The sequence below is a fragment of the Algoriphagus aquimarinus genome, assembly GCF_900112005.1.
Lineage (GTDB): Bacteria > Bacteroidota > Bacteroidia > Cytophagales > Cyclobacteriaceae > Algoriphagus > Algoriphagus aquimarinus.
In genome coordinates this window covers 375,317-396,125 of the sequence record NZ_FOKK01000003.1, presented here as the reverse complement: position 1 = coordinate 396,125, position 20,809 = coordinate 375,317, and the positions used below count along the sequence as shown (strand labels likewise).

Here is a 20,809-nt window from a genome sequence, read left to right as displayed (position 1 = left end):
AACAGAAGATATTTTGGTAAACAGCTATTCAATAGACTAATTATAGCTTCTGTTTATCCTTACGTGCAACATTACGAATAGTCATATTCTTTAATCTCACTCCTATCATATTCACATTATTTATCTAATTTTTTCCAATTCCAATAATCATCTTCCCATTCCAGTTCATCTTGCTCAGCTGCATTGTGTTGATCTACCATCGCCAATTGCTGAGGGGTAGCTACATCTTGGATTTCATTGAAAAGAATTCGCTCTTCAAATCGTATATGTTTCTCTAAAGCGATCTGGAGATAATTCAAGAATTCGTAGTCCATATCTTCCTTTGAAAACAGTTTTTTTAACTCAGCGTGTTCTGTTAGGGCTTGTTGAATCAATTCATTTTCATTGCCCAAAATTGGAAACACAAGTTCTTCCTCCTCCGCAAAATGAGATTTTAAATGTGAATTCCAGAACCAAGCAGCATGAGCTTCCATCCTGCTGGTATCTATGCCACGCTTTACACCTGATCTGATTTTCCAACAGAACAATAAGCCATGATGATGATCACGGCTTAAAGGTTGAAGTGCTACGTGTCTTTTAATTGGTAGGTTAGGCATATACTAAGGATTTCTCCAGTTCAATTGCTTTAGGAAATAAAATATTGTTTTCGAGATGTATATGCAAATGCAAATCCTGCTCAAATTCCTTCAATAGTGAGAAGGTAACCATATATGTAGTACAAGCACCTACCGGCGGAGTATAATCATTGGTCAACTCAGCTATTTTTCTAAACCGTTCCCCCTCAGCTTCATGTTCGTGTTTCATCATTTCTACTGGATTTTCTACACTCCCAAAATGACTTGGTGTCAATTCACTTTTTCCAGCTGCTGCTACTACCATTTTTTGAACGAATGGGAACAGAATAAACTCTTCTTTCTTCATGTGCGCAGTGAGTTCTCCTGCCGACCCTAGAAACAACTCTTCTACCTCCAATAGCTCAGGATGCAAATCCCCATGCACTTTCACGATTTTTGCAAGCATGGGCTTAATCTCAGTGATTCTAGATTCTACATAACGATGGTGCTTTTTCTCTATATAAGTGGCCAAAAGGTCAAGCGGCCAAGAGTTAAAGTCAGTGGATGATGCTTCATCTGATGAAGATGCCGCTTTCAATTCTTCGATAAGCTGATCGATATTAACGCTTTTTTTGGCACAGGCCTCTTCGATAGTTCTATTGCCTTGACAGCAAAAGTCAATTTTGTTTTGCTGAAAAACAGTGGCAAAACGGTAATCTTGAGCTACCAATTCGCCGATGATGGAGTTACTTGTAGGAGTCATAATTAGTTTGATTTAAAGTGTTTAATTCCGAATAGTAGGAGAGATGCGACCTTGAAAACCTCCATTGCTACATAATAAAAATGAAGGTTTGATGGAGGTACTGTTTGATCTGTGATGTATAATTCCGCTCGAGCATCTAATGCTGGCAATGTCCATAGGGTTTGAACAATCAGTAGAACAAGAGGTATGGCAAATGCGAGATTTTTTAGCGAAAGCCATTTTTCTTTCACCATAAAACCACTCACTATTATTGCTATTGCAAAAACCCACTCTACTTTGTTCAATGCATCAAAGACCAATCTTCCAATCCCTAATCCCAAGGGTAGTGTGATTCCAGGAGCAGTGAACTTCAACCAGGCTTCCATAAAGCTGATAGCACAAACAAATCCTATCCAGAGAAAGGTGGAGATTAGAGAAATTGGGTTTTTAACACTGGACATATTTCTTGTATGAGGTAGTTTTATATTTAAGATAATTTTGTCTTAAATAGAGTGAAATTTTTTTAGCGCATTAAAATGGACTTACCAGACTTTAATCCTTCTGCTAATTCCAAAATTGTTGTAGAATTAAGCATTTCCTTAAGATCAGCTCTGATTTGGACAAACTTATAATGCATAGGACAAGGCTGTTCATCATCACATTCCTTAAGCCCCAGACCACAACCATTGAAAATAGAATCCCCATCAATGGCTGTGACGATGTCAATCATCTTAATTTGATCCATACGATGTCTGTCGATGTAGAAACCTCCATATGGTCCAGTGATAGATTGAACAATACCCACTTTCACCAAGGCACCTACAATTTTGGCTGTGAAAGCCACTGGCGAATCAATATGCTCCACCACCTCCCCTATCTTCACCCGTCTTTCGAGCATTGACTGTGAGGCTATATAAATAATTGCTTTAATACCGTATTCGGTGGCCTTAGAAAACATTACTTGTCGTTTATTATCCAAATGTAAGTGATCTTTTTTATTTAAGACAATTTTATCTTAAATAAAAAAGATAAACATCACACGATGTAAATCAGCTCAAGATTTCGTTTTACAGACATCTTAGTTAAATAATATCCTTTCTTGTCCAAAATTCTGGAATACATACCGTGATCTTTCCTCATTTTGTTTTTATTTAGTACCATGAAAAGCATTCTAGTCCTTTTTCTGATTTTCACAGCCTCACTGTCCTCCTTTGCTCAAAAGACAGATTTCATTATTCTCAAAAGAGGAGTAAAACAAAAATCTCAAATTCGGTATTACCCTGGTGAAACCATCACCTACAAAAGCACAAAAATTGACTACTTCGTCACGGATGTAATCAAGAGCATAGATAATAATTTCATCTACCTCAGCGAAAATATCCTCTCGCCAGAGAGTATCACAGAAGTGGATATTCGAGATAAAGACCGCAGAAATGGTACTTTAAGGGCGATGAATGTTTTAACCATTGGTGCTGGAGTAATATTACTTGGCGCAGAATCTATCAATAGTATATATCACGAGCAAGAGTTTTCCATTAGTAGCGGTGTAGGACTTGCTTCTGGGATTCTAATCGGAACTGGGCTCGCAATGCTCCCATTACGCTACAAAACATTTAAGAATACAGGCCGAAATAAGATTCAGATAATCCAAATGCGAATGGATTAATGGATGATTACTGGTAAAAACAGATATTTTTTCGGACTTTTGCACCCTAAATTTTAACCTAGACAGATGACTTCAGAACAACTGAAAGACTTGAAAGCCCGCACATCGGCTTTGAGGAGGTATCTTTGACTACGATCGTAAGATTGCCGAAATAGAAGACTTAGAGGCCGTATCGGCCCAGCCAGACTTTTGGAATAATCCAGAGGAGGCAGAAAAAAGCATGAAACAGATTCAAGCCCGTAAAACTTGGACTAGTTCATTCGAATCTCTCAATAAACTCATCGAGGATCTCGAAGTATTGTATGAGTTCTACAGCGCAGACGAGGTTTCTGAAGAAGAAATCAAAGCTGAATACATCAAGGCTGAGGCCGAAGTGCAAGAGCTAGAACTCAAAAAAATGCTCTCTTCGGAAGAAGATCAGCTGAATGCAGTACTAGAAATCAATCCTGGAGCTGGCGGAACAGAAAGTAATGACTGGGCCTCCATTCTCATGAGAATGTATATCATGTGGGGTGAGAAGAACGGCTACAAAGTTCGGGAAGTGGATATGCAACCTGGGGAAGTAGCCGGGATCAAATCCTGTACACTGGAATTTGAAGGACCACTAGCTTATGGATTTTTGAAATCCGAAACGGGTGTTCACCGCTTGGTTCGAATCTCTCCATTTGATTCAGGAGGAAGAAGACACACCTCTTTTGCCTCTGTGTATGCCTATCCTGAAGTGGATGACACGATAGAAATCGAAATCAATCCTGCTGATGTGGAATTGCATACTTCTAGATCCGGTGGTGCAGGTGGCCAGAACGTGAACAAGGTGGAAACCAAAGTTCAATTGACTCACAAGCCTACTGGAATCGTGGTGGTCTGTCAGATCGAACGTTCTCAGCTTGCCAACAGAGAGAAAGCCATGCAAATGCTTAAATCTCGCTTGTTCCAGATGGAATTGGAAAAGAGAAATGCAGAAATCGCAAAGATCGAATCTTCCAAGATGCGAGTAGATTTTGGTTCGCAGATCCGAAATTATGTACTCCATCCCTATAAACTGGTGAAGGATAACCGATCAGGACATGAGACGTCCGATGCACAAGGTGTTCTCGACGGCGGATTGAATAGCTTTATGAAAGCGTTCCTTCTCGCGCAAAGCGAAGAGCAAGTCGCGAAAGATTAAATTACTTAAGGCCAGGTTTTATTCCTGGCCTTTTTCCTTACATAAGCTTTTTATGAAAATACGGGCATCCTTTTTTTCAGCAGATTTTTCGCTACTCTGCCTGAGCTCGTTCTTGTTTTTCTCGTCTTTCAATATGATCATTCCGGAGCTTCCGGAATACCTCACTTCATTAGGTGGAGAAGATTATAAAGGACTTATAATCGCTCTATTTACGCTCTCAGCGGGTCTTTCTAGGCCATTTAGTGGAAAACTAGCAGACAAAATAGGTAGAATCCCAGTGATGATGTTCGGTGCGAGCGTTTGCTTCGTGGTTGGGATGCTATACCCATTACTCAGTTTTGTAGGTGGATTCCTATTCCTACGATTTGCTCATGGATTCTCTACAGGCTTCACTCCTACTGGAGCTTCAGCCTACGTGGCAGACATTGTTCCCTATCAAAAGCGCGGTGAAGCAATGGGCATGTTTTCACTTTTCGGATCTATGGGAATGGCAGCCGGCCCAGCAATCGGTGGATGGCTAGCTACTTTCTTTTCTATCCAGACAGTTTTCTATGTATCAGCTTTCACAGCTATATTTTCTATTCTGATTCTATTAAAGCTCAAAGAAACGCTGCCTAACAAAGAGCGTATTTCCTGGAAAATGTTTCAGTTGAAAAGAGATGAAATTATAGAAAAACGGGTGCTTGTGCCTTCTATGATTCTTTTCCTTTGTTGTTTTTCATTTGGTGTAGTTCTCACCATTATCCCAGATTTCTCTACTCACCTAGGTATAGAGAACAAAGGGCTATTCTTTGGAGTATTTACTCTTTCCTCTTTAGGAATTAGGCTTTTGGCAGGCAAAACATCGGATCGATACGGAAGAATTCCTGTAATGCGAGCTGCCAGCGCCACGTTAGTTTGCGCTATGGTCTTGATTGCATTTGCTGAAAGTAAATTCGCCTTACTGGGATCGGGTGTTCTATTTGGATGTGCAGTAGGAATGTACAGCCCTACCACGGCTGCATGGGTCATAGATCTATCATTGGACAAATTCCGTGGACGTGCACTAGCTACGATGTATATTGCTTTAGAAGCTGGAATAGGCATAGGAGCACTTACTTCAGGATTTCTTTTTGCAAATAATGCAGACAACTTCCGCTTGGTATTCCTAACCAGCGCGGGTTTTGCTGGGCTAGCGTTCATTCTCCTTCTTTTTGTGAAAAGAGAAAATAGAATAGCTGAGACTGCTTAATACCCTAGATGCTTATTTACCCGTGGAATAGAAAAAATCTCCTTCTGGCGACCATTGTAATAAGTAACTTTTTGACCATCAAATAAGGCTCCTTCCTCCAGCATAATTCTCACGTCTTTGTTCCATTCCTTAACAAAAACTACAGCATTCAATTCTATAGCATAGCCAGTATTAGCGTGAAGTGGAAAGTCACCAGCTCCAGGTGTATCGCCTTGATTATCCCACATACCTATAGTTGGGCCTGCGGAATGCCCATAAAAGCCTAAGGGATGTGTATAGATACTTCCACGAATTCCTTCCGAATCCAACACTTTACGTGAAGCTCTGAGGATTTCATTTCCTGTTTTTCCTGCAACAAAATTGGAGGTCAAGATATCCTGAACTCTATTTCCTTGCTTGAATGCATTTTGTAAATAGACTGGAACCTCTGTTTCTCCAGCTTTTAATACATAAGCCATTTCCTGCGTATCGGTATTAAGTCTCAGATAGGTGATTCCAAAATCGACATGAAGCAAATCTCCGGGCATAATTACTGAATTAGGAGACTTAGTCGCGAAGTTTCTGTTTTGCTCATTGTTTGCAGGATCAGGCCGTTGAATATCCACTGATGGATGAAACCAAGTATCCAACTTCATCGCTTTGATTTTCTCTCGATACCACCAGACCAGATCTTCTGTAGTAGTCACTCCAGGAGTAATTACCACTGAGGAAAATCCTTCTGAAATAATATCATGTGCGATTTCCTGAATATGCTTGTAAGTAGCCATTTCAGGCGCTGTTCTAGTTTCTAACCAGCGAACAGCCAATGTTTGAGCTGAAACGACAGTTGCTTGTAGATTCTTAGGTAAATATTCCAAAAAAACTTGATGCTCATTCGTAGTCAATCCATCAGCATGCCCATAATCTTTGGCATAGTTCAAACCAATTTTCTTCGGATTCTTCGATGAAATCAATTCCATCAATGCCTTCCACTGATCGGGCTGTGAATCTGGATCCCATGCCCGTTTAAAGGATTTCCCTACATCATATCTAGCTACAGCATATGTTTCTACTGGTGCATTTGCCGAAGGCTGATACATCACCAGAATAGTCCTCCTTCTAGCTGCCATCCATGTAGCAGGAAGCATAGTCCGGATCACTGGGTCTTCATTGTATTCTCTGGATATTACCACCCACATATCTACTCCAGTTTCAGTCATCAGACTTGGTAGCAAGTTCTGAATACGGAACTCCAACCAACTATCTATCACTTCGGCTTGCTCGCGTTGGGTAAGGACAGCCAAATCTTGTGCAGAACTAAGATTAGAAATTAGAATAAGAGAGAATACGAAGAGTAGCTTTTTGATCATATTAGGATGGATTAGTCCTGAATATAAAACAAAATGCGCAAAGTGATAATAGGATTGGGATTGAGAATACCTAAGCTGTGATAGTCGGCTTATTGGATGCAATCATCCTATTACTCAACTTGTGAAAGCGGTAAAATAGCACGACAGCAGTTATACTGAGACCAATTAATAAACCGTACCAAATACCCTTTTCAGCCATTCCTAATTCAAAAGCTAAGAAGTATCCTAAAGGAAGACCAATAACCCAATATGCAACTAGCGTAATTACTGTTGGGAACTGAACATCTTCCATACCGCGTAACACCCCCAAACCAGCAACCTGAATCCCATCTGAAAGTTGGAACAATCCAGCAATTATTAATAAGGAAGCAGACATAGCAACTACCTCATTATTATCTATATATAGTGTAGGCAGATAAGATCGCATAAGAATAAATATCAAACCTGTAATCGCCATAAAAACCAGAGCCATTCCAAAAACCATCATTCCTGCTTCTCGCATGGTTTTGAAATTATTTCGCCCAATTTGATTACTAACACGTATCATTCCGGCAGTACTCAACCCAGAAACCATCATATAGCTAACTGAGGCCAAATTAATAGCAATTTGATGTGCAGCAAGTGCATTTACTCCTATCCACCCCATCATGATAGCAGCAGCACTAAAAGCACTTACTTCGAAAATATATTGGAAACCTGTAGGGACACCAATTTTCAAGATTCTATTCAGTAATAAAAATCTAAGTTTACCCAAGCCTAACTGAAGGTTGAACACGTCGTATCTTTTAGAACGCATCACATAAAGCCCCATCATGATAGGCATCAGAACTCTGGAGATTAGCGTAGCAATTCCGGCCCCATTCAACCCCATTTCTGGAGCACCTAAATTACCGTAAATCAATACCCAGTTTAGAAACACATTGACTACGTTACAAAATATTGTGACGTACATCGCTTGTTTTGTCTGGGAAATCCCTTCTGCCAGCTGTTTAAAAGACTGGAAAATCATGAAAGGTAAAAGCGATGCGGTAATTATATACAGGTAAGGGATTGTAAGAATCACCACTTCCTCGGGTTGATTTAAAAAATGTAAACCCTGAGACAAACCCACGACTACTACAGTAAGAAGAACAGCTGTGGCAATATTGATCCATAAGCCATGCTGAAACAAATGGCCGATTCTCTTGAACTTACCTTTGCCCTCAGCCACAGAAACTAATGGCGTAATACCCATTGAAATACCCATTCCAAACATGAGTATTACGAAAAATATACTGTTACCCAGGGAAGCTGCTGCCAGTGGCACTGCCCCCATTCGGCCAACCATCATACTATCAGCTACACCAACTAAGACTTGGCCCAATTGGCTCAAGACTACTGGAAAAGCCAGAATGAAAGTTGTTTTAAAATGATCCTTAATAGTCATATTATAAGTTTAGAACCCTAGCAGCCTTGAGTATACCGGCAATACTGATTCCGTCTGTAATTTCTCCTTTCATCACCATTTCTAAAGCTTCGATGAAAGGTAATTTCTTTATTTTGAGAACTTCAGTCTCTTCAAATGCTGTATCTCCTTGAATAAGATCTTCTGCCAAATACACAAATCCCACTTCATCAGTCACTGAATTTGACGTATGAATCTTCATGATTTCAGTCCATTTCTTAGCGGTCAAGCCTGTTTCTTCCTTTAATTCCCGCTTGACACTTTCCAATTTCCCCTCATTCATTGGTCCTCCACCCATGGGAATCTCCCAGGCATATTCATCCAAGGTGTATCGAAATTGTCCAATTAGCCAAGTATTCAAATCTTTGTCAATAGGTATAATCGCCATTGCTCTATTCTTGAAATGTACTTTGCCATAAATCCCTTCGTTGCCTGCAGGATTTATGATATCATGCTGTTCGACTTTAATCCAAGGGTTTTCATATATCGGATTAATCTTGTTTGTTTTCCAGGGATTTTGTTCCATTTGTTCAAAAAAAAAGGGTGACTTACGCCACCCTTTATAAATTAATAAGGCTGTTTAAGCCGGGATTGGCATTACTTTAGAATCCTTGAAAGTAGATAAAATAACCATGGATTGCATGGAATCTACTTCTTTGATTTCTGATACTTTCTCAAGCATCAAATTCTGGTATGAGGTAATATCTTTTGCGATAATCTTTAGGATAAAGTCACCAGTACCTGTGATGTGGTGACATTCAATCACTTCAGGAATTATATTGATTTCACGCATGAAAGCATCAATATTTCCTTTGTTGTGACCGATCAAGCTCACTAACACAAAAGTGCTAACACCTAAACCTATCTTCTCTGGGTCTAGCTTTGCGTGGTAACTCTTTATGATACCGGATTGCTCCAATTTCTTCACTCTCTCCAAAGTAGGAGCAGGCGAAAGTCCAATATCCTTGGACAATTGAGCATTCGTGATTTTGGCATTAGCCTGAAGGATTTCTAGAATCTTCCTATCGATTTTATCGAATTTTATTCTTAAGCTATGATCCATGATCTCTTGCATTTACAAAATTTTATATGGTGCAAAGTTAATATAATTGATGATTGTTTTAAACCATTCATCAGAATTTTAAAGAGGAAATTCAAAATTTTATTAATATTTCCAAGCCTTAATACAAACAATCCTTTCGAAATACCTTGCCTCCTGTGGAAAATTCAAATTATCTCCTGTTAGTTAGGAGGTAGTACGTCACTTTTTAAGTTAAAGTTTATTCTTTTTGATATAATCCCGAGCTTCTTGATGAGCGGGATGTTTTCTCTTCGCATATTTCTTCACTTCTTTGAAGTACTGTTTTGCTAATGGCTTGTTTTTTTCTTCCGTAGCGAACTTCCCTAGTTGCAATAAAGAATGCAGGTAATACCCACTTTCTTGAGATTCAGATTCCTCACCAAAAGACAAAGTCTTGAGGTAATATTTTTTGGATTCTACCCGATCTCCCATGCGCTCATTGAATTGGGCGATGTAGAAGGCAGCATATCTCCCGCTATTTGATTCGTATCCAGTTTGCTTCGCGTCTATTCGGTTCAAAATCTCCTTCGATTGCTGTACTGCTTCTGTCCATCGCCCCACTGCATACAAGTGCCTGGCATACGATCTATGGAAATATGGGTTATTTGGAAATTTACTAATCAAATACTCGGAAATCTGTAATGCTTTTAAAGGCTCTTTCTCCTCAGATGCATATAATCTGAAGAGAAAATACTGTGCTTCAACACGTGTATAGAAGGCATTACTGGCTACTTGCTCCAACTGTTGAAGTCCAAGTTTTTTATTGCCCTTAGGGAAAAGTGCCATGATAGGTTTTAACAGAGGATAATTCTCTGGAATCCATTGAGAAAAATAATTGAAGAGCGCATCGCCCAAAAGCAACTCTGGATTAAACTCTTCTTCACCCCTACTCAAATCCATATATTTCAAGGCATTACGCCCTGCCCAAGCTGCTTTAGTCCAGCTTTTTCTTTCAGAATATAGACGCGCTTGAAAACCGTAACCTGCAGCCAAAAAGAATGCAGCTTCCTTGTTTTCTTCATCTGCGTCAAACATTACCTCAGCTTTTGAGATAGCTCTGTCAAGGTATTTGACAAATGTTGCGTCATACTTCTCGTTAGTCACATCCACTTCTATCCTCCACCAGTAACCCAGTGCCACCAAGAATTCTGGTAATGGATGGTTAGGATATTGAATAGCAAGTACAGCATAATCTCTTTCCGCAGTAGGAAAATCAAAATTATACATACTGTTGATCGCCTTGGTAATTCTAAATTGAAGGCCTTTGTCCAGTAGCAAATACTTGGAAGGCGTGAATATCATAGAATCAGATTCTGCCACCTGAGCTTGGGCCATCCCAAATCCAGCTAACCAAATACTTAAAATCACAGCAACTCTTGCTAACATATATTTCTTTCTATTTAGACTCCAAAATTAGAGGTATTCCCAAACAAAATTTTAGATTTGGGCAAGATTCATCTTAAAAATGGCTAAAACTTTAACTCCAGAAGGACAACGTCTGAAAGAACTAATAGATTTCGATAAGCGAATTTATTTTTTAGTATTAGTATTCTTGTTTTTGCTAATAAGGTATCTCACTAACACTCTGATCCTTGAAGCTATCCCAGATTACGATAATTTGGAAGCAAGAGGTGATTTCATGATTTTTCACATTTTCAATGCGCTAAATTACCTCTGGACTCCTTTTGCCTTACTTTGGAAATTCACCGTCATCTCCTTCCTTTTTTGGCTTGGAGCTTTCCTGATAGGTTACAAAGTACCCTATAAAGAACTCTGGCAATTTGCACTTATTGCCGAAGTCGTTTTTATTTTCCCTGAACTAGTTCGGCTCTTAGTTTACATTTCTCCACAGACAGGCGTCACTTATACTGAAATTGATGAATTCAGAGCACTTTCCATGCTATCCCTCCTTGGGCCTAGTAATGTTGCTCCACAATTTCATTATGCATTAGCCACTCTTAATGTATTTGAAATCATATACGGAATCGTATGGCTCTATGGTTTTCATATGATTAGCCGTAGGCCTTTTGGAGAATGTACTATTGTCGTATTCGTCTCCTACTACATACCTCTGGCTATTTGGCTTACCTGGTATATGATGGTTTATCGAGCTTAACTATTTTGCAAAAAAAAGGATCAGCGCGAACTGACCCCTATTTAAATATTTAGTACAACCTTACTTAGAAGTATTACATCGATATCAGTTCCTTAAATATTATGTAAATCCCCATAACTAAAACAAACCAGCCAAAACCTTTTTTAAGGGCCTTTTCGTTAATTTTTTTGGATAAAGAGCTGCCTATGAAAATTCCTACAATAGATAATCCTGTAAAAATCAGCAACATATGCCAATCTATGGCTTGATTGGAAACATCACCCAAAAATCCAATCAATGATTTGGCTGCAATGATCAAAAGAGAGGTTCCCACGGCCATTTTCATAGGAAGCTTAGCAAGTAAGACTAAGGCTGGAATTATCAAAAAACCTCCTCCAGCACCTACTAGGCCTGTGATTAATCCTACAATGATTCCTTCGACTGCAATTAGAGGGATATTAAATTTTACCTCGTTTTCTTCTTCAGAATCTTTCTTTCCATTTCCCCTAATCATAGAATAAGAAGCTGCAAGCATTATTACGGCAAAAAACACCATGATACCTATGCTTTTGGTCACTTGCATCTCTCCCATTGCAAACAATGGATCAGGCAGGGATGGCACTACAAATTTCCGTGTTAAGAATACAGCTATAAAGGACGGCACTGCGAATACTAAAGCTGTCTTATAATCAACCAGCTGCTTTCTCATATAGGTAAATGAACCTACCAGTGAGGTACTACCTACCACAAATAGCGAATAGGCAGTTGCTAATACAGGATCGATTCCTAAAATGTAGACAAGGACAGGAACAGTCAAGATAGAACCCCCACCGCCAATAAGCCCTAAACTAACTCCAATAATTATTGCCGCTGCATACCCTACTAATGCTATGATTTCCATATTCAATTTTCTCTGATTTGATCTCACAAAAGTACCCGTGATCTCTAAGCTTAGAAGTGACAAATGTTACACTAAATTGTGTTTAGATAAAATGTCGCTAAAAATTTTCGAAATAAATGAGCGGGTGATAAATCAAATTAATTCTGACTACATCTAACAAGTACCTCCTTTATTCCTCTACAATTGACTAAATTAATCTGCGTAAACCAAAGGCTATGAAAATAATTCTCCCTATCGATTTTTCGGACAACTCTCTTAACGCATTAGATTTTGCAATTGCTCTAGCTGGCAAAAGGGATGGTGAAATCATCTTAGTTCATGTGATAGAGGCAGTTTTTGATTTTGCCTCGCAGGCGTCTGTAGCTATGGAAAGTATGCATCGGGATGCTGAGTCTTTGATGCAAAAGACGCTAGAAAAGCACCAAGATTCTATATTGAAGTTTAGCACAATTATCAAAGAAGGAACAGCCTCCATTTCCGTTGCTAGAATTGCCAAAGAAATGGATGCTACTTTGATAGTAATGGGGACACAAGGTGCAAGCGGCATTAAAGTAGCCCTTATAGGCAGCACTACTATCAATCTCATTAAAGAATCGGCTGTTCCTGTACTAGTCGTTCCCGCAGAATCAAATGCTTCGGAAATACGCAAAGTTGCACTGGCCTTAGAATTTGCAACTCATGAAGAGAAATTCATAGACTGGGTAATTGATATGAGCAAAAGATGGGAAAGAGGTTTAGAATTTGTCCATGTACAAACAGCAAATGACTTCGAGGAAGAACCAGGTATCAAAAAATTAGAGAATTTCATAACGACAAATCACCCAGGCTTACCCGTAAAAATTCACACCTTTTATGCAAAAACCCCTGTAGAAGGATTAGATCAGTTTTTAGAAGAAAATGAGAATGTAATCCTAGTCATGTGTCATGAACACAAAAATCTATGGGAGCAAGTCCTCAGCAGAAGTCAAACAATAGAAATGGTTTTCCACTCTAAAGTGCCACTTTTAGTAATGACTTGATTACTTGCTGATCAATTCCTCAAAATCATCCCGTATATAGATTACATTTCTCCCCAGTTCTATCCATTTCTTTTTCTCTAGTTGTTTTAGCAATCGAGACACGACTTCTCGTGATGTTGTCAGTTCATTAGCTATTTCCTGATGTGTTGTATGAAGCTCATTGGTCTTGTGCTGCTTCATTTTAGTAACAATATACTTCATCAGGCGCTCATCCATTCTTTTGAATGCAACAGCATCTAGCGCAACAAGCATCTCCTGAAAACGACTTTGGTATGTGTTTGACACAAAGTCTTTCCATTGTTTAAAATCATTAGAAAACTGGTCTATGACTGTAATTGGAATACCAATAATAGTAGAATCCTCCTCGACTACTGCTTTAATCTCACTTGGCTTGGACGCAGAACAACAAGTCAAAGACAACGCGCAAGTCTCTCCGGCATCTAGGTAATAAAGGAACAACTCTCTTCCTTCATCATCCATTCTTGAAATTTTAATAGATCCATCCAACACGATCGGAACCATCTTCACAAATTGCCCGGGTTCCATCATCACTTTGCCGGCCTTTAAATTCATAATTTGGCCCGTGGCTAATATTTGTTCCAACAATGCAGGATCAGTGAAATTTGGGAGTGCTTCCTGTAGTTCTTCTTTAGTCATATCGTAATAAAGTGAGGCTAAATTTATAGATCAAGAGATTCTCCTTAGGTGATTTATATCACAAGTACACAAAAAAATACTTTCAAAGAAACTAGATAAGGTTTACAACACTGTATTTCCTAGTGATTCCTACCCTGAAAAACAGAGATCATAAGTGCATGAATTTAAAATTTCACAAACAGTAAATGAGCATTCACGCAAGAGATGGTGAGTTTGAAGTACTACGAAAAAGGTGATTACGGCTACAGATAGAATCTGTAAACTCTTTTCTCAAAAAAGTAATAACCATTACCGAAAGTAGCACACAGGTTTGACTAGATATCTGATTTAGCCTTGATGTTGGCTGGAATTTAACCCAGAATCGTTAGAACGATTTCAATAAAAAAGCATGCTTATTCAAAACATGACAAAAATCTTCTTTATTTTTCTTTAGATTCATTCCAAATAGTTCTATTTTTGCGTTCGGTCAAAAGACCAGCACAAATCTATGTTCATAACAGCTGATTCTATACCTGTCACCCGGGCAGCAATTATCCAAGAAATCCTTGATTCTCCCTTGAAAATCAATTTGATGGAACTTGGGTTTTTACCAGGAAAAACAATCATTCTCCAACATTCCGCCCCTTTAGGAGGACCTATGGCTTTCAAACTTGAAGAAACCATACTTGCCTTAAGAAAAACCGAAGCTTCTCTTATAGAAGTCCAATTGCTCTGAATTTCATGCCTGAGTCTACCACTCCTTCCCTAGTCAAATCACCAAAGATTGCCATCATCGGAAACCCGAATGTTGGTAAATCGACCATTTTTAATCAACTCACTGGATTGAGCCAAAAAATCGGCAATTACCCAGGAGTAACCGTGGATAAGAAAACGGGATGGATGAATTACCATGGAAGCAGTTATGAGATCATAGATCTACCAGGCACTTATAGTCTATATCCAAATTCTGAGGACGAAATCATTGCGCATCGCGTTCTAAATGAATTAAGAGAAGAGGAAAGACCTGAGTTTGTATTGATGGTGATTGACTCTTGCCAGCTTTCACGAGGATTATTTTTAGCAACTCAATTGATAGACCTAGGTCTGAACCTCGCTTTAGTGCTTAACATGGCGGACATCGCCACAAGAAAAAATATAGCGATAAAGAGTTTCGAAATATTCAAAGCGCTAGGTGTACCGATTTTGAGCACTGATGCTCGAGGAGAAAAAGGATTGGATCAGATCCGTGAATTAATTCACCAGCAAAACTTCAGTAAGAAATCCTCTTTCATCAATATAGAGGAAGTAGTTCCTACTACCCTACTCTCTGAAGTGAAAGATAAATTTAAGCTTTCAAATGCTTATCAAGCTTATCAAATGCTTCGATTTGGAGAGAAAGACAAAACATTTTCGCTCGATGATCGGAATTGGATAAAAGCTAAACTGGACGAAACTCACTTTGACTTAGATACAGCTCAACTCGAAGAAACAAAAATTCGATACAGAAAGATTACCACCATAGTTGAAAAGGCTGTTGTAAAAACTCCAGATGTAAAGCAGGAATCTGGAATTGATAAAATCTTGCTTCATCCGGTATTTGGATATTTAATTTTCGGAGCGATTCTGCTACTCATCTTCCAAGCCATTTTTGCATGGGCATCTGTTCCGATGGACATGATTGATGGCTTCTTTGCCGAACTTGCTGGATCGGTATCAAATCTTCTACCTGAAGGTCCGCTATCAAGTTTGATTACAGAAGGAATTATCCCTGGTATAGGAGGAGTAGTAATTTTTATCCCTCAGATAGCCATGCTGTTTGGTTTTCTCGCTATTCTTGAAGACACAGGGTATATGTCAAGAGTTGTCTTTTTGATGGACCGTTGGATGCGACCTTTTGGGCTCCATGGCAAAAGTATAGTTCCTCTTGTTTCAGGTGTAGCTTGTGCTATTCCGGGTGTGATGGCTGCTAGGAATATTGGTAATTGGAAGGAAAAAATCATCACCATTATGGTGACTCCACTGATGAGCTGTTCCGCTAGACTTCCAGTCTATGTCATTTTAATAGGTTTGGTTGTCCCAAATGAAAGGATATTTGGGTTTATCAATATGCAGGCTCTGGCCTTACTATCGCTTTATTTATTAGGTGTAGTTGGTGTGTTGCTTACAGCATTACTTTTGAAAAACATCTTAAAAACCGAAGAGAAAAGCTTCTTGATGGTAGAACTTCCTACCTATCGTGCACCACGCTGGTTAGATGTTTTACTGACGATGTATAACAAGTCAAAAACTTTCGTCTTCGAAGCAGGTAAAGTAATACTTGCTATTTCAGTTATTCTTTGGGTATTGGCATCATACGGACCACCTGAGCGCATGGATGCTATTCGAGCAGAAAGCGAAGTAAAGCTAGCTCAAGCTACACCAGATGAAATCCCAGTAATAGAAAATGAAACTTCATCCTTGTTATTAGAAAACTCTTTTATAGGAATCATGGGAAGAGCGATTGAGCCAGCCATCCGTCCCTTAGGATATGATTGGAAAATCGGAATTGCCTTGATTACCTCATTTGCTGCTAGAGAAGTTTTCGTTTCTACGATTGCTACCATTTATAGCATAGGAGCAGATACAGAGGACGAACTTACTATCAGACAGAAGCTAAACCAGCAAATCAATCCTGTCACAGGAGATAAAGTCTATAATACTGCTACTGCTTTTTCACTTATGGTATTCTATGCCTTTGCGATGCAATGCATGAGTACACTTGCTGTAGTCTATAGGGAAACTAAAGGATGGAAATGGCCGTTGATTCAGACAGTATACATGACTGCATTGGCGTACTTTTCGGCACTGCTTGTTTATCAAATTCTATCCTAATATGTGGCAAGAAATTTTAGTTGGAGTAATTGTATTAGCAGCATTAGGCTATTTGGTGAAGAAATATTTCTTCAAATCAAAGTCTGAAGCTGGCTGTGACAAATGCGCCAAACCTTGAATTTTGACTCAAGTAACTTCTTATTAGTAGTTTTTTGATACTTTTAAGCTCATGGGCAAAGTAGCCAAGCAGAGTATTCAAACCACCATTTTTTCGTACCTGGGAGTTGTCATAGGATATGTCAATGTACTTTGGCTTTATCCGTATGCATTGGATGCTTCCCAATTAGGAACTTTCCGTACCATTCAGGATCTGGGCTTGCTGTTTGTTCCCTTTGCTCAGTTAGGCGTAGGGCATGGCATCACACGCTTTTTCCCACAATTAAGATCCAATCAGTCAGCATTTCTGAGCTATGGTTTAGCATTTTCCATGGTAGGTTTTACTTTGGTGAGCACTATCTTCCTTGGTTTCAAAACTCAAATCATAGAGCTTTTTGCTGTCAATTCTCCCGAGGTGATTGACTTTTTCGGAGTCGTTTTACTGATTACATTATTCTCGCTTCTGAGTAGCATACTAGATGCATATAGCAGATCCTATGTAAAAGTAGCTGTCCCTACCCTTATGCGTGAGGTATTCCTAAGACTTCTCACAGGAATTCTGGTAGGAGCTTATTTGCTCAAATGGATTAGCTTTCCACAGGTAATGCAAGGTCTGGTGGCTGTTTATGGGTTTGCCTTCTTAGGTGTTCTAGTCTATTTACTTTGGTTGGGAGTTTTGAAATTTGATTTCAGCTGGAACACATTTCCAAAAGGTTTCCGAACTTCTTTCATACAATTCAGCCTCATTACCTTCTTGGCTACCGCTGCATCAACATTGATCATGAAGATCGATAGTATCATGGTAAGCTCGATGATCAGCCTTGAAGCCAATGCGATCTATACCATTGCCTTCAGTATGGCACTGGTGATAGAACTGCCTAGAAGAGCGATCTCTCAGGTAGTGATGCCAGTCATAGCCGATCATTTTGCTAAAGGAAATCATGAGGAAATCAACAAGCTTTATAAGCAGATATCGAATCGTCAACTCTATATCTGCTTGTTGTTATTTATTGGAATCTGGACCAATTTAGATGCGTTGTATTACTTCATCCCTAATCGTGATATCTATGAAGCAGGCAAATACGTGGTCGTATTGATAGGACTTGGAAAACTCTTCGACGTAGTATTTTCGGTGAATGGAGAGATTCTAATTTTCTCAAAGCATTTCCGCTTCAATCTCATTGCTACTATCGGAATGAGTATTTTGATTATTGGATTGAATTACCTGTTGATCCCTATCTATGGAATCGAAGGAGCTGCCATAGCTTCAGTCGCAGTGATGTTCTTATTCAATCTGGTGAAATATCTATTCCTAAAAATCAAATTAGGCTTTGAGCCATTTTCTTACGAGACGCTGAAGATAATTTTCGTGGGAGTCATTGCCTTTGCTCCCGCATACTACATTCCACTTGACCTCTCTCCAATTACAAATATCATATTGACCAGCTTATTGGTATTTGGACTATACCTATTATTCTCAAGATTGCTGGGAGTAGGCTCTGAGGAATGGGAATGGGTAAAAAATAGAATAAAAAAGTCCGGATCTTAGAGTGTTGCAAACCTCCTACTTGACAAGATTTGAGCTGCCTGTTTACCGCAAACTTCCACTGTTATCCTGATTCTTGCGAATCGAGGTCCCGACAGAATCGGGATGAGGCCTGTTTTTGAGAAGGGCTTAACTCGGTAAATATGTAATTTGTGAAGTTTGAACATGTCGGCGACCCGGACAGTACAAATATACGATTTATTACACGACAGGTTGGCAAATTTGCTGGATGATTCCGATTATGCGTGTCTGAGAAATTGAAAATTTATGAGATACAGTAGCTTACATCGAAATATTATTTCAGATAATTCAATAATTCAAATTACAGAAAGCTATAAACATTAGAATTTTTGAATTATTCAGAATTTTATTTCACTTAAAACCTAAAGTTTTACTCGTTTTACCCTTAAATTTGTATTCCTAAAACCATTGGCGCTTTATGTATTTGATTAAAAAATTGGTCGTTTGCCTGGATCAAACTTCTCTGGATCAAACCCTGATTCAATATGCAGCATTTATTGCTCAGGTAAATCAAACCAAAAAAATCTACTTCGTAAATGTGATAAAGAACCTCAGTATCCCTAAAGAGGTTCTAGAGGAATTTCCGAATCTGGTAGAAAACATGGTCAATGAACGCCAGGAAGCCATGGAATCAATGGTTAAGGAACATTTCCAAAACCCAAAGGGGATTTCTTTAAACTACATAGTAAAGGAAGGGTCACTCTCCAAAAAAATATTAAAACTTGCTGAAGAAAAATCTGCTGACATGATCTTGATAGGCAGAAAGGTACATCTCCCTGGAACTGGAGTGGCTTCTTCGAGACTAGCTAGAAGGGCAAGCTGTTCCTTGCTGATAGTACCTGAAGGCTCGGCAACAAAAATGCAACGATTGTTAGTACCAAGTGACTTTTCTGATTATTCCAAGGATGCATTAGAAGAAGCCATTATGATTGCTGAAAAGCATGGTGGTCTCGAAATTGTATGTCAGAATGTATTCACTGTGCCGTCTGGCTATCATTATACAGGAAAAAGCTACGAGGAATTTACTCAAATCATGCGCATGCATGCCGAGATTAACTACAAAAAATTCATTCGTAAAATTGACACCAAAGGAAACAAAATCACTCCTGTGTATACCCAAGATGTCAATGATGATCCAGTAGAAGAAATTGTAGCTAAGGCAAGGGAAATGGGTGCAGATGGAATTATCATAGGAGCAAAAGGCCGTACAGCTGCCACAGCATTATTTATAGGCAGTATGGCTGAGCGATTGATTCAATACAACGATAGCATTCCGCTCTTGGTAACTAGGCCTAAAGGAAAGAATGCGGGTATACTAGACTACATCCTTGAAATCTAACGATTTCTATTTTTGAGAATAATTTTTTGAGCTGATAATCAACGCTTAATAAGCAATTCAGCATGTTCCACTAAACCATTTTCTATAAATTGGGTCTAAAAGCAGATGAAGAAAAACGGTGATCAGGAAATCCTCCAACTCATCCAAAACCCCAAAACAAGGGAGATGGGTTTCAGGCAGCTCATCCTGACATACCAAAAGCGAGTCTATCATGTCATCAGGAGAATGGTTTTGATACATGAGGATGCGGATGACATCACCCAAAACACCTTCATTAAGGCTCATCATCACATTGACAAATTCCAAGGGCAATCAAGTTTATTCACCTGGCTGTACAGAATAGCGACGAATGAATCCCTTACTTTCCTAGAAAAGAAGAAAAAGCGATATTTCTTCTCTATAGAGGATCACCAGGAAAAAATGGAATCTTATATTGATCAGCCTGGAAATATCGACGGAGATGAAATCCAGCGCTTACTCCAAAAAGCACTACTTACTCTTCCAGATAAACAACGGTTAGTGTTTCACCTGAAATATCAAGAAGAGCTTACATACGAGGAAATGTCTGAAATAACCGGCACTAGTGTGGGGGCTCTAAAGGCCAGTTACCACCATGCTGTAAAAAAAGTTGAATATTCCTTAACACATGAATAAACTATTGACCATCAACCCAGTCTAATCTTATACCATGCAAAAACTTCCAAAAATTCAGGATTTCAAGGCGCCAGAAGGTTATTTCGATAGTCTTCCAGATAAAATAATGGAAGAGATCAAGCCAAACAGGTCTATTCAATGGATTAAATACGCTGCCGCAGCTGCCATTTTGGTAGTAAGTTTGGGAGTCTGGCAATTCAATTCGTCAGATACGCAGTTTGAAACTCTATCCATGGATGAGGAAGTTAATTTCTTCATCGAAAGTCAATATTGGACTGCGGAGGATGTGCTTGCGATGGTAGATAATCCTGAAGAAATATTAGATCAGATCATTGCCGAGGAAATGGTATATGAGATAGATATGGTAGATGAAAAAGATCAACACTGGTACTAACA

At 39.1% G+C, this 20,809-nt stretch carries 23 protein-coding genes; 12 read left to right on the top strand and 11 right to left on the bottom strand.

From position 1 onward, the window contains the following. Positions 1-116: 116 nt before the first annotated feature. The 4 genes from BM291_RS05940 to BM291_RS05925 form a co-directional block, all read right to left on the bottom strand. Positions 117-596: a cation-binding protein gene (locus BM291_RS05940; RefSeq protein ID WP_092895280.1), complete on the bottom strand. Its 480-nt coding sequence runs from the start codon at positions 594-596 to the stop codon at positions 117-119. After that, positions 589-1,317, bottom strand: coding sequence for an iron-sulfur cluster repair di-iron protein (gene ric, locus BM291_RS05935; protein ID WP_092895278.1), 729 nt, complete (start codon positions 1,315-1,317; stop codon positions 589-591). The genes BM291_RS05940 and ric overlap by 8 nt, the downstream gene beginning before the upstream one ends. Before the next feature lie 2 nt (positions 1,318-1,319). Beyond that, on the bottom strand, positions 1,320-1,757 hold the full coding sequence (locus BM291_RS05930) for a hypothetical protein (protein WP_092895276.1): 438 nt from the start codon (positions 1,755-1,757) through the stop codon (positions 1,320-1,322). Between the two features lie 62 nt (positions 1,758-1,819). Continuing rightward, the gene (locus tag BM291_RS05925; RefSeq protein ID WP_092895274.1) at positions 1,820-2,254 is read right to left on the bottom strand and encodes an RrF2 family transcriptional regulator; all 435 of its coding nucleotides are present in this window, start codon (positions 2,252-2,254) and stop codon (positions 1,820-1,822) included. 201 nt (positions 2,255-2,455) lie between these two features. Here BM291_RS05925 and BM291_RS05920 point away from each other — a divergent pair, with 201 nt between their 5' ends. From BM291_RS05920 to BM291_RS05910, 3 genes are all read left to right on the top strand, one after another. Further along, complete coding sequence (locus BM291_RS05920) at positions 2,456-2,962, top strand: hypothetical protein (protein ID WP_092895272.1); 507 nt, start codon at positions 2,456-2,458, stop codon at positions 2,960-2,962. Between the two features lie 66 nt (positions 2,963-3,028). Continuing rightward, positions 3,029-4,130 (top strand): peptide chain release factor 2 gene (gene prfB, locus BM291_RS05915; RefSeq protein WP_139229047.1). Its coding sequence is split into 2 segments (ribosomal slippage): positions 3,029-3,088 and positions 3,090-4,130, totalling 1,101 coding nucleotides; the frame shifts between segments, so codons are not numbered across the junction. 52 nt (positions 4,131-4,182) lie between these two features. Beyond that, entirely contained in the window at positions 4,183-5,361 is a 1,179-nt protein-coding gene (locus tag BM291_RS05910) for an MFS transporter (RefSeq protein ID WP_092895268.1), read from the top strand. On the opposite strand, the gene BM291_RS05905 is transcribed toward BM291_RS05910, so the two are convergent. From BM291_RS05905 to BM291_RS05885, 5 genes are all read right to left on the bottom strand, one after another. Further along, positions 5,358-6,710 carry a M24 family metallopeptidase gene (locus tag BM291_RS05905; RefSeq protein ID WP_092895266.1) on the bottom strand — a complete coding sequence of 451 codons (1,353 nt, stop codon included), beginning with the start codon at positions 6,708-6,710 and terminating at the stop codon, positions 5,358-5,360. The genes BM291_RS05910 and BM291_RS05905 overlap by 4 nt on opposite strands. Before the next feature lie 70 nt (positions 6,711-6,780). Beyond that, on the bottom strand, positions 6,781-8,136 hold the full coding sequence (locus BM291_RS05900) for an MATE family efflux transporter (RefSeq protein ID WP_092895264.1): 1,356 nt from the start codon (positions 8,134-8,136) through the stop codon (positions 6,781-6,783). A 1-nt stretch (position 8,137) separates the two neighbouring features. Next, the gene (locus BM291_RS05895) at positions 8,138-8,680 is read right to left on the bottom strand and encodes an NUDIX domain-containing protein (protein WP_092895262.1); all 543 of its coding nucleotides are present in this window, start codon (positions 8,678-8,680) and stop codon (positions 8,138-8,140) included. A 54-nt stretch (positions 8,681-8,734) separates the two neighbouring features. After that, positions 8,735-9,217: an Lrp/AsnC family transcriptional regulator gene (locus tag BM291_RS05890; protein ID WP_057936775.1), complete on the bottom strand. Its 483-nt coding sequence runs from the start codon at positions 9,215-9,217 to the stop codon at positions 8,735-8,737. A gap of 210 nt (positions 9,218-9,427) precedes the next feature. After that, a complete protein-coding gene (locus BM291_RS05885; RefSeq protein ID WP_092895260.1) occupies positions 9,428-10,621 on the bottom strand; it encodes a tetratricopeptide repeat protein in 1,194 nt (397 codons plus the stop codon). A gap of 79 nt (positions 10,622-10,700) precedes the next feature. Here BM291_RS05885 and BM291_RS05880 point away from each other — a divergent pair, with 79 nt between their 5' ends. Continuing rightward, positions 10,701-11,351 (top strand): sulfate ABC transporter permease, encoded by a 651-nt coding sequence (locus BM291_RS05880; RefSeq protein WP_092895258.1) that lies wholly within the window; start codon positions 10,701-10,703, stop codon positions 11,349-11,351. Positions 11,352-11,424: 73 nt separating this feature from the next. On the opposite strand, the gene BM291_RS05875 is transcribed toward BM291_RS05880, so the two are convergent. After that, entirely contained in the window at positions 11,425-12,231 is an 807-nt protein-coding gene (locus tag BM291_RS05875; protein WP_092895328.1) for a sulfite exporter TauE/SafE family protein, read from the bottom strand. A 215-nt stretch (positions 12,232-12,446) separates the two neighbouring features. Here BM291_RS05875 and BM291_RS05870 point away from each other — a divergent pair, with 215 nt between their 5' ends. After that, positions 12,447-13,250 carry a universal stress protein gene (locus tag BM291_RS05870; RefSeq protein ID WP_092895256.1) on the top strand — a complete coding sequence of 268 codons (804 nt, stop codon included), beginning with the start codon at positions 12,447-12,449 and terminating at the stop codon, positions 13,248-13,250. Here BM291_RS05870 and BM291_RS05865 read toward each other — a convergent pair whose 3' ends face one another. Beyond that, positions 13,251-13,907: a Crp/Fnr family transcriptional regulator gene (locus BM291_RS05865; protein WP_092895254.1), complete on the bottom strand. Its 657-nt coding sequence runs from the start codon at positions 13,905-13,907 to the stop codon at positions 13,251-13,253. Positions 13,908-14,394: 487 nt separating this feature from the next. Here BM291_RS05865 and BM291_RS05860 point away from each other — a divergent pair, with 487 nt between their 5' ends. The 7 genes from BM291_RS05860 (at position 14,395) to BM291_RS05835 (ending at position 20,807) form a co-directional block, all read left to right on the top strand. Next, complete coding sequence (locus BM291_RS05860; RefSeq protein WP_092895252.1) at positions 14,395-14,622, top strand: FeoA family protein; 228 nt, start codon at positions 14,395-14,397, stop codon at positions 14,620-14,622. 5 nt (positions 14,623-14,627) lie between these two features. Beyond that, positions 14,628-16,757 (top strand): ferrous iron transport protein B, encoded by a 2,130-nt coding sequence (gene feoB, locus BM291_RS05855; protein WP_092895250.1) that lies wholly within the window; start codon positions 14,628-14,630, stop codon positions 16,755-16,757. A gap of 1 nt (position 16,758) precedes the next feature. Next, the gene (locus BM291_RS21870; RefSeq protein WP_139229046.1) at positions 16,759-16,875 is read left to right on the top strand and encodes a FeoB-associated Cys-rich membrane protein; all 117 of its coding nucleotides are present in this window, start codon (positions 16,759-16,761) and stop codon (positions 16,873-16,875) included. Positions 16,876-16,926: 51 nt separating this feature from the next. Then, entirely contained in the window at positions 16,927-18,402 is a 1,476-nt protein-coding gene (locus BM291_RS05850) for a lipopolysaccharide biosynthesis protein (RefSeq protein WP_092895248.1), read from the top strand. A 436-nt stretch (positions 18,403-18,838) separates the two neighbouring features. Further along, entirely contained in the window at positions 18,839-19,759 is a 921-nt protein-coding gene (locus BM291_RS05845; RefSeq protein ID WP_092895246.1) for a universal stress protein, read from the top strand. Between the two features lie 105 nt (positions 19,760-19,864). Continuing rightward, complete coding sequence (locus BM291_RS05840) at positions 19,865-20,413, top strand: RNA polymerase sigma factor (RefSeq protein WP_092895244.1); 549 nt, start codon at positions 19,865-19,867, stop codon at positions 20,411-20,413. A 34-nt stretch (positions 20,414-20,447) separates the two neighbouring features. Next, a complete protein-coding gene (locus BM291_RS05835) occupies positions 20,448-20,807 on the top strand; it encodes a hypothetical protein (RefSeq protein WP_092895242.1) in 360 nt (119 codons plus the stop codon). The last annotated feature ends 2 nt before the right edge of the window (positions 20,808-20,809 follow it).